This window comes from Sphingobacterium paucimobilis HER1398, assembly GCF_000416985.1.
GTDB lineage: Bacteria > Bacteroidota > Bacteroidia > Sphingobacteriales > Sphingobacteriaceae > Sphingobacterium > Sphingobacterium paucimobilis.
The window spans coordinates 233355-252054 of the sequence record NZ_ATDL01000004.1 but is presented as its reverse complement, the minus strand read 5'-3'; the positions used below and the strand labels follow the sequence as shown (position 1 = coordinate 252054).

Here is an 18700-nt window from a genome sequence, read left to right as displayed (position 1 = left end):
TAGAGTTTTAGAAACCAGATATTAAAAATGAGACTATAATCATTAGTATCTCACATCTATAATATAATGAAAAAATATACTTTTACAGAATCTAAAGATACACGCTCGGGTTTTGGAGCAGGCCTGTTAGAAGCGGGCAAAATAAACAGCAATGTAGTAGCACTCTGCGCCGATTTAATCGGTTCTCTTAAAATGGATGCATTCATTAAAGAGTTTCCAGAACGATTTTTCCAAATTGGTATCGCCGAAGCCAATATGATAGGAATTGCGGCAGGACTTACTATTGGTGGAAAAATACCTTTTACAGGTACTTTCGCTAACTTTTCCACCGGTCGTGTTTATGATCAGATCCGTCAATCCGTTGCCTATTCCGACAAAAATGTTAAAATATGTGCTTCACATGCGGGACTTACATTAGGTGAGGACGGGGCTACGCATCAGATTTTAGAAGATATCGGCTTGATGAAAATGTTACCAGGGATGACGGTTATTAATACCTGCGACTACAATCAAACTAAGGCCGCAACAATTGCATTGGTAAACCACGTAGGGCCTGTATACTTACGTTTTGGCCGACCTGTAGTACCAAACTTCACTCCTGCAGATCAGACCTTTGAAATCGGAAAAGCGGTCATGCTTAATGAGGGGACAGATGTCACTATCATCGCAACAGGACATCTTGTATGGGAAGCTATACAAGCTGGCGAAGAGTTAGAAAAACTGGGAATCAATGCCGAAATCATAAATATCCATACCATTAAACCGTTGGATGAAGAGGCCATCCTAAAATCGGTAGCAAAAACAAGATGTGTCGTAACGGCCGAAGAGCACAATCGTCTTGGGGGACTAGGTGATAGTGTAGCTCAGGTATTGGCTCAGAAACTGCCTACTCCACAAGAATACGTCGCTGTCAACGATAGCTTCGGAGAGTCGGGCACACCGGCACAGTTGATGGAAAAATACGGGCTTAACGCTAACAGTATAGTAGCTGCTGCACGTAAAGCTATCAGTAGAAAATAAATCAAATGGAAGACGCGCAAATCATAGCTATGTTTGCAGACGAACGTACACGAGAAGCGGCGTTCAGTCATTTGTTAAAAAAATATCAACAGAAAATATATTGGCATGTCAGACGCATGGTCATTGATCATGACGATGCGGATGACGTGACCCAAGATATTTTCATCAAGATATGGCGAAACTTGGAAAAGTTTAGAGAAGATTCACAGCTGTATACCTGGCTGTATCGTATAGCTACAAATGAATGTATTACTTTCTTAAATAAGAAAAAACAAAAGCAGAATGTATCTCTTGATGACGACAATTCTTCTTACCTTTCAGAAACATTAGCCGATACCACTTATTTCAATGGTGATAAGGCGCAGATGAAACTACAACAAGCTCTCTTGACTCTCCCAGAAAAGCAACGTTTGGTTTTCAACATGAAATATTTCGAAGATCTGAAATACGATGAGATATCTGACATATTAGGAACTAGCGTAGGTGCTCTGAAAGCATCCTATCACCTAGCGGTCAAGAAGGTTGAAAACTTTTTTAACAACAATGATTAAACCTTTATCCTAAGAATGTATCTATAGATAGACCATGAGAGAAAGAGACATATATAACGAGCCAATGGAAGACAATAACCTTCCTGACTCACTACGTGTGACACCTTTTTCTACACCCAATGATTTCTTTATAAAACAGAAAGAATCTATTCTAACAGAGATTAGTGTTTTTCAATCTCGTACTTTACCGGCATCTGATGGTTACAGTCTGCCAAAAGACTATTTTGAGCAACTCGAAGAATCTATTTTAATTAAGAAATCAGAAATTAGGATTAAAGAACAGGCAACTTTCTCTGCCGATGTGCCTCAGGGTTATTTTGAAAATCTAGAGCATTCCATACTAGCCCAAATTTCAGAAATCAAGCTCAAGGAGACGATCATTGACGATGGTTTTGCTATTCCTACCGACTATTTTTCTTCATTAGAAAAAGATATAGCGACAAAAAGGTCAGAAGAAGCACTTAAATCAAAAGTCCCTTCTGATGGTTATTCAATTCCAACGGATTATTTTAATGCCTTATCTGATAAGATTAATAGCACATCATCCCTGTACAGGAATGACAATGGAACAAAAGCAAAGACTATTGCGATCAACAAAGGCAGAAACTGGATAAACTATATTTCTGCTGCTGCACTACTATTCCTTATTGGATTTGGTTCTTATTTTACATTAAAGCAGGCTTCATTGTCCAATTCTATCCCCAGACTTCAGACAAACTCGACCCAGATTAATCTTGGTGAGGTAAGCGATGAAGAAATCTTAGAGTACCTGGCTCAGGTATCGGAAGGAGAAGAACTGATGCACCTGACAAAATTTATAGAACAAGAAGATACCGCTAACCAAAATCACATAGATAATACGATAGCTGACGAGGATATAAAGGAATATTTAAATTACATGCTATAATGTTACGTTTAAAGTATATTTTAACTACAGTTTTCTTTTTGCTGTTCTCTCTTTCAATAACATTTGCCCAACAAAGAAACTTTGAGGCGATTGAAAGTGAGAAAATAGCTTATATCACCAAAGAGCTCAAGATAACACCTAGTGAAGCTCAGAAATTTTTCCCTATCTACAACAAATATAGTGATGAATTAAGAGAGTTAAAACGGGCAAAAAGAGGAGAAACGCCGCAGCAGGCGAACTCTTTCACAGGAGTTAAACGTGATGTAATTGCTTTTGATGCAAAAGAAGTCGAAACCAAAAAAAAATATAGAGAAGAATTTGCCAAGGTTCTTGGACAAGCCAGAGCATCACAATTCTTTCAAGTTGTTGAAGACTTCAATGATCTATTGCGAAGTACATTACAAGAACGCCAAAAAAACGATAGGCGAAGAAAGTAGATAAATTTCTCTTAAAACTCTATAACTTGGAGAGATACTTCTTGCTCTTTATCTTCCGCATTGATTAATCCAACGACCATTAGTGTATAAAAAGCTTTGTTTCTAGGAACAAAAGTTTGTGAGATTTCTAGACTCTTATTACTTCTATCACCAGATGGTATAATGTGCAATTCCACAATCTCATCGGCTTTAACTTCTATAAACTCAGTGACACCCTTAAAAGGTATATTTCCAAATAAAGGTTGAGGCCTTTCTTTATCCCATATGCTAAGTGCTGGAGCATCTTTAACCATATGCGCCAGTCTAATTTTAGCATACCCTTCTTTAGGTACGACAATATTGTCCTTTGTTAATAACGTCTGAATTCCCCCCTCTTCATAAAGAAACAAACTATATATATTCCCTGCATGCAGAGAAATATCCTTTAAAGTCCTGATTTTCTCCCCCTTGACATAAACACCTTCAATATTAAGCTTTTTTTCTCCTGGATAGACATTTCGATGTGACATGAATTCACTAAAAGAGAACTTCTCATCTGTCTTATTCAACCTAGCACCATCTAAAAAAAGGCTCAATTCAGAAGTGCCAGGAACTGCATTAAAGCTAGCCAAGCTAGATAAGTCGCTAGGGCTATCATATGGGTTCATCCCATCATCCTTTACACAACTGTTCAGGAACAATGTTATCAAAAAAAGTGCAATATTATATCTATAGTTCATACCTGCCCCGTAAAATGCTAATTTAATGATTAAAACGAACAGTATACAGCAAATGCTACACATACCTTACAAATCCCCAATAACAATACATTTCTCCCATTTTTTTTTAATAAGTTTGTATACGGTAAAGTATAACATTTTCATGGCATACAAAGGCAATACATTTAAAAATAGCAGTCAGAATCGAAATACAAAAGAAGCAAAGAGTACTGCGACAATAGCTAAAAAGAAAACTCCTTCATTCGTAAAATCTTTTGATAATATCGATTTTTCGGAAGGGCAAAGAAAGGCCTTAAAGATTATTGGGCTCTTCTTGATACTAAGTTCTTTTTTATTGGCTGTTGCATTTACATCTTACTTGTTTACATGGAAGGAAGACCAAAGCTATATTGCTGCCACCAATGGTGGTTGGAAAACACTATTTAACACCAATGTAGAACTACAGACAGAAGGCGTTGAACTTCCTATCGTAGAAAACAAGTTAGGAAAACTAGGAGCTCTGTTGGCCAATCTATTTATTTTTGAGTGGTTTGGTATAGCGTCATTCCTATTTATTCTGATTCTATTCGTTGTCGGTTACAAACTACTTTATAAAAAGTCTATACTCCCTGTTTGGAAAACTCTTCTTTATTCATTTATTGGCATTATCTTCCTTTCGGTTACGCTTGGTTTTATACAGGAATACATTACAGAAACACCACATATACTGGAAGGAAAATTTGGGTTCTGGACCAACCAGCTCTTAAATACACAAATCGGAAAATATGGTGTAGGGGGATTATTGATTTTCTGCTACCTGACTGCATTGATATTAATTTACAATCTTGACCTTAAATTCTCTTTTCAATCTGCAACTCAGAAAGAGAATCAAGATGGTACAGAAGAAGAGCTTGAATATCAAAAAGAAAACAGGATCTCGACAATAAAAAGAGAACACTCCGCACCTTTAGAAGAAAAAGAGGAGGACGACGACATCAATATAGACGGGGCTGTAATTGAAGTTTCCAATACTCTACGAAACAGAAACGCAATGAATTCCATCTCTCCTAGTCTCAATGATCGATATGCGCATCTGCGGGAAGAAAACAAAGATGCAGAGCATGATGAGTTTATACTAGATGAAATAGAACTCACAAACAGTCTAAGCTTTGAAACCAAGCCTCCAGTGGAGTCAACTACATTGCAGGAAAATACAACGATAGAATTAACAGTAGATACACCTCTTGATATAACATCTATAGAAGACGAGATTAATGAACCGACATTGAGCATTGAAGAACAAAAAGAAGAAAAATCGATCTCTGCAAGCGATTTGGTAGCTCAATTTGGAGAATATGATCCTAAACTAGACTTGTCAAGTTATCAACACCCTACACTCGAATTGCTTAAGGACTACGGTACTGGTAAAATAACCATCAATCAACACGAGCTTGAAGCCAACAAAAATAGAATTGTAGAAACCCTAAGAAATTATAATATTGAAATAGAACACATCAAAGCTACTGTTGGCCCTACTGTTACTCTGTATGAAATCATCCCCAAACCAGGAGTCCGCATATCGAAAATAAAAAACCTCGAAGACGATATTGCTTTAAGTTTGGCAGCTTTAGGAATTCGTATTATTGCGCCCATGCCAGGGAAAGGAACTATAGGGATTGAAGTTCCGAACAGTACGCCCGAAATGGTTTCTATGCGTTCTGTAATATCTACAGAGAAATTTCAAAAAACAGACATGGATCTGCCTATCGCACTGGGAAAAACTATTTCCAACGAGGTATACATCGCCGATCTAGCAAAAATGCCACACTTATTAGTTGCTGGTGCTACAGGTCAAGGTAAATCAGTAGGTATCAATGCAATATTAACATCGTTACTCTATAAAAAGCATCCTGCCGAACTAAAATTCGTACTGGTAGATCCCAAAAAGGTTGAACTTTCCCTATTCAAAAAGGTTGAACGTCATTTCCTTGCCAAATTACCTAACGAAGATGACGCCATCATCACCGATACGAAGAAAGTAATAAACACATTAAACTCACTCTGTATTGAGATGGATCAGCGCTATGATCTTTTAAAAAATGCGCAGGTAAGGAATTTAAAAGAATATAATGCCAAATTTGTCAATAGACGATTAAACCCTGAGGAGGGACATCGATTCTTACCATTCATAGTTCTTATTGTTGATGAATTTGCTGATTTGATGATGACAGCTGGCAAGGAAGTTGAAACCCCTATTGCACGATTGGCACAACTTGCGCGTGCTGTGGGTATACACTTGGTAATTGCTACCCAGCGACCTTCGGTCAATATTATTACGGGTACTATTAAAGCCAACTTCCCCGCAAGGCTCGCATTTAGAGTTCTATCCAAGGTTGACTCCCGGACTATCTTAGATTCTGGAGGCGCCGACCAGCTTATTGGACGAGGAGACATGCTATTAGCCACCGGAAGTGATCTCATAAGGATACAGTGTGCATTTGTAGATACTCCCGAAGTAGAAGGCATCTCCGACTTCATCGGAGGTCAGCGTGGATATCCTTCTGCCTTCATGCTACCGGAGTATATCGATGAATCCGGAGAAGGATCCGGATCTATGGATTTTGAAATGTCGGATAGGGATCAGTTATTTGAAGAGGCCGCTCGTCTTATCGTCATGCATCAACAGGGCTCTACGTCACTAATACAACGGAAGCTAAAATTGGGTTACAATAGAGCTGGACGTATCATCGATCAACTGGAGGCTGCTGGGATAGTGGGACCATTTGAAGGTAGTAAAGCCCGCGAAGTATTATATCCAGATGAATACTCCTTAGAACAGTTTTTAGAAACATTAAGAAAGGCGGATTAATATGAAAAAACACATTCTTACATTGATTTGTACTGCAATTGCAACTCTATCCATAGCACAAACCGATCCGGCAGCGACAAAAATGCTAAATGAGGTTTCTAAGAAGTATGATTCTTATAAAACAATTCGCTCGGAATTTGATCTGACTGTGCAAGATGCGAACAAAACGGCTTATAGCAATACAGGAGTTATGTATTTCAACAAGCCTAAAAAACAATATGCTATCAAAATGGAAGATCAAGAGATATTGTCCAATGGAAAGACCGTATGGAATATCGCCCACGATATCAAGGAAGTTCAGATAACGGATGCGGAGCATGATGATAGCACGATAGGCCCAAACAACCTTTTTTCCTTCTACAAAAAAGGATATAAGTACATATCGATGCCAGTAGAGAAGTTGACCAAAAACGGTAAAACGGAGTCCCTGCGTGTAGTAGAATTATCTCCCCTGGATACGAAAACAAATTATTTTAAGATAAAACTACGTATCAACGAAAATAACCATATACACGACGTTACGATTTTTGACAAGTCCAGTAACCGGTTTACCTATACGATTAAATCGCTATATCTAGGTCAGAAGTTCGATGAAAGTATTTTTACTTTTGCAAAAGATAGGTATAAAGGATATGAAAGCATAGACTTACGATAAGTCATGAAAGGAGGCAAACATGGCCTCCTTTTTTGTATATTAGGCTCCATAGAATCCGACCGATATGGCCAAAATCACCTTAAAAGAAATAGCTAAAAGATTACACTTATCCCCATCTACCATTTCGAAAGCTTTGAATGATAGCTACGAGATAAGTGAAGAAACAAAAAAAAAGGTTAAGCAATTTGCGCAACAGCACAACTATCAACCGAACCCTTTAGCCAAGTATCTAAAACTAGGTAAGACCAATAATATTGGCGTGCTTTTACCTAATATTCAATCCCCTTTCTCTGCCCAACTGTTACAGTATCTGCATCAGAGTGCAATAGCTAACAGCTATAACATCATTTTTATGCAGAGCATGGATCATGAAAAGGATGAAGAACGAGCCTTGATGACATTAACCAATCAAGGGGTAGACGGAATCTTGATTGCTCCAGTACACGAGACGTCTAATCTAGAATTAATTTCCAAAATCCATCAAGAGAATTGTCCTGTCGTTCTATTTGACCGCATACACTATAACCTAGACACACACAAAGTAGGAATTGACAATATAAAGAGCACGTATTTGGCTACAGAAGAACTCATAAAAGTCAACAGGAAAAATATCATAGCATTATGCGGAAAAGATATAGGAATTACCCATCATCGCTTAGAAGGTTATCGTAAAGCCCTAGAAGATTATAATATTCCAATGAATGACGCAAATATCATCTATATAGATTATAGCAAAACGCTAAACAAAATAGATGAAGACTTAACAAAGAGCATTTCCAGATGTTGGCGTTCAGGCTGTACTCCTAACGCTATAATAGGTACTACCGAGACATTGACAACACGTTTGCTAGGCGTATTGGCTAGTCTCAAGATACAAGTACCTGAAGATATAGCAGTTATTGGATATTCCAATATAGAGTTTGCTAACAGTCTCAATCCCGCATTGTCAACTATCTACCAACCGACAGAAGAAATGGCAAGTACCGCATTACAGTTACTTTTGGATCTTATAAACTCAAAAAAAGATCGGAGCCAGATAGATTTTCAAACTATTCTTTTAGAAACCTCTATCCAGCTCCGAAAATCTACGGCACTTACATAAGGGCTATCAGGCCCTGCTCTACTCCTCTTAATTCAGCCAAACCACGCAATCTACCTATGGCAGAATATCCGGGATTCGTGACTTTATGCAGATCATCTAGCATCTGATGTCCATGGTCAGGTCGGAAAGGAATAGGACGCGTCCTATTTTGATTCTCTTCAACAAATATTCGGAGAAGACTAGGCATATCCACATCGCCATCGAGATGATCTGCTTCATAGAAATTACCTATATGATCCTTCTTAACATTTCTAAAGTGAGCAAAATGAACCCTGTGCTTGACAGCACGAGCTATATCCAAGACATCATTAGCCGCTCCAGCTCCTAAGGATCCAGAACAAAAACAAATTCCATTAAAGGGGCTATCTACCCCATTTATTACTTTAAGGTAATCCTCTTTATTGCTGGCTATCCGGGGCAAACCTAAAATCGGATAAGGCGGATCGTCTGGATGCAATGCCATCTGTACTCCATTGGCCTCACAAACCTCCTGAATCTCTCCTAAAAACCATAAGAGATTGCTTAAAAGTCCATCAAGTCCTATATTTGAATATACGTCTAAACTATTTTGAAGATCCGCTAACGAAATATCTTTTTCACTAGGAATCCCCATTAATATCACATGAGTTAGGGCTGCCAAATCCTCTTCGGAACGCTGTTCAAAGCCCTTCTTAGCAGCGGTTACGATTTCCTCTGAATAATCCTTATCAGCTCCTTTTCTTTTCAATATATAAATATCAAATAGAGCAAGGTCGACCCAATCAAAATAGAGTGCCTTTGCACCATTTTCCATTTCCTTATCGAGCATCGTCCGCGTCCAATCCAATACAGGCATAAAATTGTAGGTAACGATATATATCCCACAGGAAGCAAGATTTTCAAGTGTTTGTTTATAGTTCTCGATATATCGCTTTGCTTCGCTACCTCTAGTCTTTATGACTTCATGTACTGGTACGCTCTCAACAACGGACCAGGAAAGCCCACTTTCCTCTACGATACGTTTCCGATCAAGAATATCCGCTACTGTCCATACTTCTCCATGGGGCACATGATGTAAAGCCGTCACGACACCTGTAGCGCCAGCTTGTCTAATATCTTGTAAAGACACTGGATCATCGGGTCCGTACCATCTCCAAGTTTGTTCAAATTTCTTCATTTTTTCTTTTTAATTATACGCCTGTCCACGCATTAAATCCACCGTCTACGTACACGGTCTCTCCAGAAACAAAAGCGGATGCGTCACTCAACAAATAAATAAGAGTACCCTCTAATTCACTGGGATCACCTAGACGGGAATAGGGAGTACCATTAACAAAACGTTGTGCGCGTTCGGTAAATGTTCCATCTGGATTGGTCAACAATGCCCTATTTTGCTCAGTTAAAAATACACCAGGAGCTATAGCATTGACACGCACCTTATCTCCATAGCGCAAAGCCAACTCAGTAGCCATCCACTTGGTATAGCCCACAATACCGTTCTTTGCAACTGTATACCCTAATACCCTTGTTATAGCCTGACTAGAAGACAAAGAGCCGATATTGATAATCACCCCCTTACCTTTCTCTGCGATAATCTTTCCAAAAATATGCGTAGGTATGATCGTACCGAACAGATTTAATTCAATCGCTTTTATTGTATCCTGTATATTAGAAGCAAATAGATCCTGATCCGGACCTATAGTAGCACCCGATATATTCCCACCTGCGGCATTAACCAAAGCATCAATTGTGCCCCATTTGTCAACGATATGCTGACAGGCTACCAACATAGACTGTTCATCTAACACGTCTCCTGCTATCGCCAAACCTTCAGAGCCCAGTTCTTCTACTAACTTAACGCGCTCTTGTGCCTTAGCTAAATCTCTGCCTATAATACAAACTTTCGCACCAGCTTCTGCAATAGCTTTCACAAAGTTCTTACCTAAGATCCCCGTCCCCCCTGTCACAACCACCACTCTATTCGATAAAGAAAAACGTTCTAAAATGCTCATATCTTAATTCTATTTGATACAAACTTAACTAAGTTAATCAATAAATAAGCGTATTTTAACGGACATATATACGAAAACGTTTTCGTATATATGTCGCTACAAAAAAAGGGGTGTCCAAATGGACACCCCTTTTCCTATAGCATACTTCTGAAGCGATTAATCCTCTTCTTTAGAAGCTAATAACTGATCATATTCTTCACGCGATCCAACGATGATATTACCGTATTGACGAAGACCTGTACCTGAAGGAATTAAGTGTCCTACAATTACGTTCTCTTTCAATCCTAATAAATGGTCACGTTTTCCTGCGATAGCTGCTTCATTCAATACTTTCGTAGTTTCCTGGAAGGACGCTGCTGAAATGAATGATTTAGTACCCAACGAAGCTCTAGTAATACCTTGAAGCAATGGACTAGATGTCGCTGGAATAGCATCACGAACTTCTACTAGCTTCATATCTTGACGCTTCAAGAGTGAATTCTCTTCGCGAAGTCTACGTAACGTAACAATCTGTCCTGGACGCAACTCGTTAGAGTCCCCGGCATCAACAACAACCTTCTTATCGTACAATGAATCGTTCTCCTCCATGAAGTCCCATTTATTTACAGCTTCTTTTTCTAAGAAACGTGTATCTCCTGGATCTTCAATATTCACCTTCTGCATCATTTGGTGTACAATTGTCTCAAAATGCTTATCATTAATCTTCACACCTTGTAGACGGTAAACCTCTTGAATACCATTTACGATATATTCTTGTACAGCTGCAGGGCCTTTGATTGACAAAATATCACCTGGAGAAATCTGTCCATCAGACAATGGCATACCTGCTTTGATAAAGTCATTATCCTGAACCAAGATATGTTTGGAAAGAGGTACCAAGTACTTCTTCACTTGACCATCACGTGATTCAATAGATACCTCGCGATTACCACGTTTAACACCACCTAACGAAACAACTCCATCAATCTCTGTAACTACTGCTGGATTTGAAGGGTTACGAGCCTCAAACAACTCTGTAACACGAGGTAAACCACCTGTAATATCTCGAGTTTTACCTGTCGAACGAGGGATCTTAACCAATACAGCACCTTCTTTAACTTTTTGTCCGTCAGAAACTGAAACGTGCGCCCCTACTGGAATATTGTAGGAACGGATAATTTCCCCTTTGTTATCAAGAACCTTGATAGTTGGGTTTTTAGTTTTATCACGTGTTTCAATAATTACCTTCTCTTTGTGACCAGTTTGCTCATCAGATTCTTCACGGAAAGTTACACCTTCAATAATTGCATCGAATTCAACCTTACCTGCAAATTCCGAAATAATCACCGCATTATATGGATCCCAATCAACAAGCTTAGTACCTTTCTCAACCTTATCACCCTCCTTAACATAAAGATTAGAACCATAAGGAATGATCTGTTGATAAAGAACTTTTCGGTCTGCATTTACCAATTTGATCTCGCCTGAACGACCAAGAACCACTTGGTAAGGTCCTTCCTCACCTTCTTTCTCAACCGTACGAACGTTCTCAAACTCTACAGTACCTTCATACTTCGCGACAACAGTAGATTCGTTGGCAATATTCGATGCAGTACCACCCACGTGGAATGTACGAAGTGTCAACTGTGTACCTGGCTCACCAATAGACTGTGCTGCGATTACACCGACAGCTTCACCCATTTGAACACGCTTACCTGACGCTAAGTTACGTCCGTAACAACAAGCACACACACCACGTTTAGCCTCACAAGTCAATACTGAGCGAATTTCCAAACCTTCAATACCTGCTTCGTCAATTGCAGCAGCAACTTCTTCTGTGATATCATCATTAGCAGCTACGATAAGTTCATCGGTTTCAGGATGGTAAACATCATGAAGCGGTGTACGTCCCAAAATACGGTCATACAATGGTTCGATAATATCATCATTATCTTTCAATGCTGTTGTATAAAGACCACGTAATCCACCACAATCGAAATCAACAACAATCATATCCTGTGCAACGTCATGTAGACGACGAGTCAAGTAACCCGCATCGGCTGTTTTAAGGGCCGTATCCGCAAGACCTTTACGCGCACCGTGAGTAGAAATAAAGTACTCCAATACTGACAAACCTTCTTTAAAGTTTGACAAAATCGGGTTTTCGATAATCTCACCACCTGAATTACCTGATTTCTGAGGCTTAGCCATCAAACCACGCATACCGCATAGCTGACGGATCTGCTCTTTCGAACCACGGGCTCCAGAATCCAACATCATATATACAGAGTTGAATCCTTGGTTGTCATTAGACAAGATATCCATTACGTGCGCAGTCAACCTGTTGTTGATACGCGTCCAAATATCGATAATCTGGTTGTAACGCTCGTTGTTTGTAATGAAACCCATGTTATAGTTGTTCATCACCTCATCTACCTCATTGGTAGCTTGCGTGATCAATTCCGCTTTAGCAGCAGGAATATTTAAATCTTGCAAGTTGAAAGATAAACCACCTTTAAATGCCGTTGCAAAACCAAGTTCCTTCATATCATCCAAGAACTTAGCAGCACGTGCCATACCTGTAGACTTAACAATCTCACCGATTACGTTACGCAATGATTTCTTTGTTAAGATTTCATTGATATAACCAACTTCTTCTGGAACAATCTGATTGAAAATTACTCTTCCGACAGTTGTCTCGATGATTTGTTGCTCCATCTGACCAGACTTCGTAAGAACTTCAGTTCTCACTTTGATCCATGCGTGAAGATCCACCTGATCCTCGTTCAAAGCTATGATTACTTCTTCCGGAGAATAGAAAATACTACCTTCACCTCTCATCTTACGAGAATCATCTGTTCTGCGGCCTTTAGTAATATAGTAAAGACCCAATACCATATCTTGAGATGGTACAGTAACCGGTGAGCCATTGGCAGGGTTCAAGATGTTATGAGCTGCCAACATTAGGATTTGGGCTTCCAAAATTGCAGCATTACCTAGAGGTAAGTGAACTGCCATCTGGTCACCATCAAAATCCGCGTTAAATGCTGTACACACTAATGGGTGTAATTGGATAGCTTTACCCTCTACTAAAGTAGGTTGGAAAGCCTGAATACCCAAACGGTGAAGCGTTGGAGCACGGTTTAATAATACAGGGTGTCCTTTCAAAACATTTTCAAGGATATCCCATACTACCGGATCTTTGCGATCCACAATTTTCTTAGCTGATTTTACCGTCTTTACAATACCTCTTTCGATCATCTTACGAATGATGAATGGTTTGTAAAGCTCAGCAGCCATATCTTTAGGAATACCACATTCGTGTAATTTCAAATGAGGTCCTACAACAATTACTGAACGAGCAGAATAATCGACACGCTTACCCAATAAGTTCTGACGGAAACGACCTTGTTTACCTTTCAAAATATCAGATAATGATTTCAACGCACGGTTACCTTCAGTTTTCACTGCATTTACCTTACGTGAGTTGTCAAACAACGAGTCGACAGCCTCTTGAAGCATACGTTTTTCGTTACGTAAGATTACTTCAGGAGCTTTAATTTCGATCAAGCGCTTAAGACGGTTGTTACGGATAATAACACGACGGTATAAGTCGTTTAGATCCGAAGTCGCAAAACGACCACCATCTAGAGGTACTAAAGGACGTAGCTCAGGTGGGATGATAGGAACGATCTTAACGATCATCCACTCTGGTCTATTCTCGATACGTGTATTAGCACCACGGAAAGCTTCTACAACATGAAGACGCTTTAACGCCTCGTTTTTACGTTGTTGTGAAGTTTCATTAGCTGCTTGGTGACGTAAGTCGTACGACAATTGATCCAGGTCAAGACGCTTTAATAATTCTTCCAAAGCATCTGCCCCCATCTTAGCGATGAATTTCTGAGGATCATTGTCATCCAAATATTGGTTTTCTTTTGGAAGGGTATCCAAAATATCCAAATATTCTTCTTCTGTTAGGAAATCCATGTACGAGATACCATCATCCTCCTTGATACCTGGTTGGATAACGGCATAACGCTCGTAGTAAATGATCATATCCAACTTCTTCGTTGGAAGACCTAATAAATAACCTATTTTGTTCGGAAGTGAACGGAAGTACCAGATGTGTGCTACAGGAACCACCAAGTTGATGTGTCCCATACGCTCACGACGTACTTTTTTCTCGGTAACTTCAACACCACAACGGTCACATACGATACCTTTATAACGAATACGTTTATATTTACCACAGTGACATTCGTAGTCCTTTACAGGACCGAAAATACGTTCACAGAATAAACCATCACGCTCTGGTTTGTAAGTACGGTAGTTGATCGTTTCGGGCTTAGTAACCTCTCCACTTGAACGCTCTAGGATAGTTTCCGGAGAAGCCAAACTAATGGTAATGGAGGTAAAGTTACTTTTAATTTTATTATCTTTTTTGTAAGACATACGTTGTATAACTTAAAGATGTATGTAAAAGCTTAAGAGGCTTACGCCTCCTAAGCTCATTTCTTTGCTTGATTAATCTAATGTGATATCTAGACCTAAACCGCGAAGCTCATGTACCAATACATTGAACGATTCAGGAACAGATGGAGTAGGTAAGTTATTACCTTTAACAATGGCTTCGTATGTCTTAGCACGACCTACAACGTCATCCGATTTCACAGTCAAGATCTCTTGTAAGATATTAGATGCACCGAATGCCTCTAATGCCCAAACCTCCATCTCACCAAAACGCTGACCACCGAACTGTGCTTTACCACCTAATGGCTGTTGTGTAATCAACGAGTATGGTCCGATCGAACGTGCGTGCATCTTATCATCTACCATGTGTCCTAATTTCAACATATAGATAACCCCAACAGTAGTCGGTTGATCAAAACGATCACCTGTAAGACCGTTGTACAAGTACGTACGACCTGATCTTGGTAAACCTGCCTTATCTACCCATTCTTCTACCTGATCCATTTCTGCACCATCGAAGATTGGAGTAGCAAACTTAACGCCTAATTTTTGACCGGCCCATCCTAAGACTGTTTCATAAATCTGACCTAAGTTCATCCGTGAAGGTACACCCAGCGGGTTCAACACGATATCTACTGGCGTTCCATCTTCTAAGAAAGGCATATCCTCGTCACGTACAATACGTGCTACGATACCTTTGTTACCGTGACGACCAGCCATCTTATCACCCACTTTCAACTTACGTTTCTTAGCGACATAAACTTTAGCCATCTGAACGATACCAGAAGAAAGCTCATCCCCTACAGAAACTGCAAATTTATCACGTTTGAAAGCACCTAGCTCCTCATTTAGTTTGATGTTGTAGTTATGAAGTGACATTTTAATCATCTCATTTTTGTCTTCGTCTGTAGTCCATCCAAACGGGTTAACGTTTGCATAGTCTAAGTCCATTAAGATCTTCTGAGTGAATTTAGCACCTTTAGCTAACAACAGCTCTTTATACACATTATAGATACCTTGGCTGGTTTTGCCATTTACAATCGTAAATAACTTATCGACCAAACGATCTTTTAATACTCTTAAGTTCTTCTCATGCGTAACTTCCAATTTCTCCAAAGCCTTTTTCTCGACTTCTTTTGACATTTTCTTAGCACGGGAGAATAATTTTGTATCGATCACGACCCCTTTTATCGAAGGAGGAGTTTTCAAAGAAGCATCTTTCACGTCTCCAGCTTTGTCACCAAAAATAGCACGCAATAACTTCTCTTCTGGTGAAGGATCAGATTCTCCTTTAGGTGTAATCTTACCGATCAAGATATCGCCTTCTCCTACCTCAGCACCTACGCGGATAATACCGTTTTCATCCAAGTCCTTAGTAGCCTCTTCAGAAACGTTTGGAATATCAGCAGTTAACTCCTCTTCACCACGTTTGGTATCACGAACCTCTAATTCAAACTCTTCGATATGAAGGGAAGTAAAGATATCTTGAGACACTACACGCTCCGAGATCACGATCGCATCCTCAAAGTTGTATCCTTGCCAAGGCATGAATGCGACTTTCAAGTTACGGCCTAATGCCAATTCACCATCTTCTGTTGCATAACCTTCACACAATACCTGTCCTTTAACGACTTTTTGACCTCTCTTAACGATAGGCTTCAAGTTGATACACGTATTCTGGTTGGTTTTCTTGAATTTAATCAAGCGATATGTTTTGACATCATCATCAAACGATACCAAACGGTCATCATCTGTACGATCATAGCGAATCTTAATCTCTTCTGCATCGACATACTCCACCACGCCTGTGCCTTCAGCATTGATCAATGTACGAGAATCGGATGCTACACGTCCCTCAAGACCAGTACCTACGATAGGTGCTTGTGGGCGTAACAACGGAACAGCTTGACGCTGCATGTTGGATCCCATCAATGCACGGTTGGCATCATCATGCTCCAAGAATGGAATAAGAGAAGCCGCAATAGAAGTAATTTGGTTTGGCGCAACGTCCATCAAATCCAATTTCTCAGGCTCGATAACCGGGAAGTCACCCTCGTATCTAGCTTTTACTTTTGGATCTTCGAAATTACCTTTATCGTCATATATAGCATTCGCTTGCGCGATTGTCTTTTCATCCTCGTCCTCAGCAGATAAATAGATAACAGGTTCTTCTACTACTACACGACCATCCTTCACCTTACGATACGGTGTCTCGATAAAACCAAGGTTATTGATTTTCGCGTGAACCGCCAAAGAAGAAATCAAACCAATGTTTGGTCCCTCTGGAGTTTCGATAGTACAAAGACGACCATAGTGTGTGTAGTGAACGTCACGAACCTCGAATCCGGCACGCTCACGAGAAAGACCACCAGGACCTAACGCTGATAGACGACGTTTGTGCGTAATCTCTGCTAATGGATTCGTTTGGTCCATAAACTGAGACAACTGATTCGTTCCGAAGAACGAATTGATAACCGATGACAATGTGCGTGCATTGATCAAGTCTGTAGGTGTGAACACTTCGTTATCGCGAATATTCATACGCTCCCGAATAGTACGAGCCATACGAGCTAGACCGACTCCGAATTGAGCATATAACTGCTCACCTACAGTACGTACACGACGGTTTGACAAGTGGTCGATATCATCCACTTCCGCTTTAGAGTTGATCAAGTTGATCAAGTATTTAACGATAGCAATAATATCTTCACGTGTCAATACTTTCGTATCAGCATCTTTACCTAATTGTAACTTACGATTGATACGGTAACGACCTACGTCTCCTAAGTCGTAACGTTTGTCTGAGAAGAATAGACGGTCGATGATACCACGAGCAGTTTCCTCATCAGGTGGTTCAGCGTTACGCAATTGACGATAGATGTGTTCAACCGCTTCTTTCTCGGAGTTAGACGTATCTTTCTGTAAGGTATTATATATAATAGAATAGTCCGCATTGTTAGCTTCATCTTCCTTCGCCAATATAATGGATTTTACACCAGCGTCGATGATCAAGTCAATGTGATCTTCTTCCAAAACAGTTTCACGTTCAAGAATAATCTCGTTACGATCGATAGATACGACTTCACCTGTATCCTCGTCTACGAAATCTTCAGTCCATTTGTTCAATACCCTTGCCGCTAAACGACGGCCAACGTATTTCTTCAACCCCGATTTACTAACTTTCACTTCATCAGCTAGGTCAAACAACTCTAAGATATCTTTATCTGAATCGTAACCGATAGCACGTAATAAGGTAGTAACTGGGAATTTTTTCTTACGATCGATATACGCATACATGACATTATTTACGTCAGTTGCGAATTCAATCCAAGACCCTTTAAAAGGGATTACCCTTGCAGAATAAAGTTTAGTACCATTTGTGTGTCTACTCTGACCAAAGAATACGCCAGGAGAGCGGTGTAACTGAGATACGATAACACGTTCTGCACCATTGATAACAAACGTTCCCTTTGGTGTCATGTACGGAATTGTACCTAAGTATACATCTTGTACTATAGTTTCGAAATCTTCGTGCTCTTCATCATTACAAGATAACTTTAACTTTGCCTTTAAAGGTACGCTATACGTCAGACCACGCTCGATACATTCTTGAATATCGTAACGAGGAGGATCAATGAAATAATCCAAAAACTCCAGCACGAAAATGTTTCTTGAATCAGAAATAGGGAAGTTTTCCGCGAAAACCTTGTACAACCCTTCCTGATGGCGATTATCAGAAGTAGTTTCCAATTGAAAAAACTCCCTGAAAGACTCCAATTGCACGTCCAAGAAATCCGGATAATCAATTACCTTCTTACTTGTAGCAAAGTTCACTCTTTCCTTTTGAATATTATTGTTTGCCAAGGGAATAAGATTTTAGTTTAAAAAACTGAGCTTAATTGTACTGTTATTTGTCACTTTGAAAATCATCCGCCAGTACACGTATGATTCGCTTCAATACTTTAAAACAGGAATAGACTCTGATAGAAACTATCAGAGTCTAATCTCTTTTGGGCGT

General features: G+C 39.6%; 12 protein-coding genes. 7 read left to right on the top strand and 5 right to left on the bottom strand.

Annotation, left to right across the window (positions count from 1 at the left end; translation table 11 throughout):
- The first annotated feature begins 66 nt into the window (after positions 1-66).
- From M472_RS26670 to M472_RS26655, 4 genes are read left to right on the top strand one after another with little or no spacing between them, the layout of a single operon-like run.
- The gene (locus M472_RS26670) at positions 67-1020 is read left to right on the top strand and encodes a transketolase family protein (protein ID WP_021068887.1); all 954 of its coding nucleotides are present in this window, start codon (positions 67-69) and stop codon (positions 1018-1020) included.
- 5 nt (positions 1021-1025) lie between these two features.
- A complete protein-coding gene (locus tag M472_RS26665) occupies positions 1026-1571 on the top strand; it encodes an RNA polymerase sigma factor (protein ID WP_021068886.1) in 546 nt (181 codons plus the stop codon).
- Between the two features lie 34 nt (positions 1572-1605).
- A complete protein-coding gene (locus M472_RS26660; RefSeq protein WP_021068885.1) occupies positions 1606-2478 on the top strand; it encodes a hypothetical protein in 873 nt (290 codons plus the stop codon).
- Positions 2478-2915, top strand: a complete 438-nt coding sequence (locus tag M472_RS26655; RefSeq protein ID WP_021068884.1) for a hypothetical protein — start codon at positions 2478-2480, stop codon at positions 2913-2915. Before M472_RS26660 ends, M472_RS26655 begins: the two co-directional genes overlap by 1 nt.
- An 11-nt stretch (positions 2916-2926) precedes the next feature.
- Here the strand turns inward: M472_RS26655 and M472_RS26650 are convergent, their stop codons facing one another.
- Positions 2927-3634: a DUF4397 domain-containing protein gene (locus M472_RS26650; RefSeq protein ID WP_021068883.1), complete on the bottom strand. Its 708-nt coding sequence runs from the start codon at positions 3632-3634 to the stop codon at positions 2927-2929.
- A 142-nt stretch (positions 3635-3776) separates the two neighbouring features.
- On the opposite strand from M472_RS26650, the gene M472_RS26645 reads away from it, so the two are divergent.
- From M472_RS26645 to M472_RS26635, 3 genes are all read left to right on the top strand, one after another.
- Positions 3777-6482 carry an FtsK/SpoIIIE family DNA translocase gene (locus M472_RS26645; RefSeq protein WP_021068882.1) on the top strand — a complete coding sequence of 902 codons (2706 nt, stop codon included), beginning with the start codon at positions 3777-3779 and terminating at the stop codon, positions 6480-6482.
- A 1-nt stretch (position 6483) separates the two neighbouring features.
- Entirely contained in the window at positions 6484-7137 is a 654-nt protein-coding gene (locus M472_RS26640) for a LolA family protein (RefSeq protein ID WP_021068881.1), read from the top strand.
- 64 nt (positions 7138-7201) lie between these two features.
- Entirely contained in the window at positions 7202-8239 is a 1038-nt protein-coding gene (locus M472_RS26635; protein WP_021068880.1) for a LacI family DNA-binding transcriptional regulator, read from the top strand.
- Here the strand turns inward: M472_RS26635 and uxuA are convergent.
- From uxuA to rpoB, 4 genes are all read right to left on the bottom strand, one after another.
- Positions 8232-9395 (bottom strand): mannonate dehydratase, encoded by a 1164-nt coding sequence (gene uxuA / locus M472_RS26630; RefSeq protein ID WP_021068879.1) that lies wholly within the window; start codon positions 9393-9395, stop codon positions 8232-8234. The two genes, M472_RS26635 and uxuA, sit on opposite strands and share 8 nt — an antisense overlap.
- Positions 9396-9408: 13 nt before the next feature.
- Positions 9409-10230 (bottom strand): SDR family oxidoreductase, encoded by an 822-nt coding sequence (locus M472_RS26625; protein WP_021068878.1) that lies wholly within the window; start codon positions 10228-10230, stop codon positions 9409-9411.
- Positions 10231-10386: 156 nt separating this feature from the next.
- A complete protein-coding gene (gene rpoC / locus M472_RS26620; protein WP_021068877.1) occupies positions 10387-14664 on the bottom strand; it encodes a DNA-directed RNA polymerase subunit beta' in 4278 nt (1425 codons plus the stop codon).
- A gap of 72 nt (positions 14665-14736) precedes the next feature.
- Positions 14737-18546, bottom strand: a complete 3810-nt coding sequence (rpoB, locus tag M472_RS26615; protein ID WP_021068876.1) for a DNA-directed RNA polymerase subunit beta — start codon at positions 18544-18546, stop codon at positions 14737-14739.
- Positions 18547-18700: the final 154 nt, after the last annotated feature.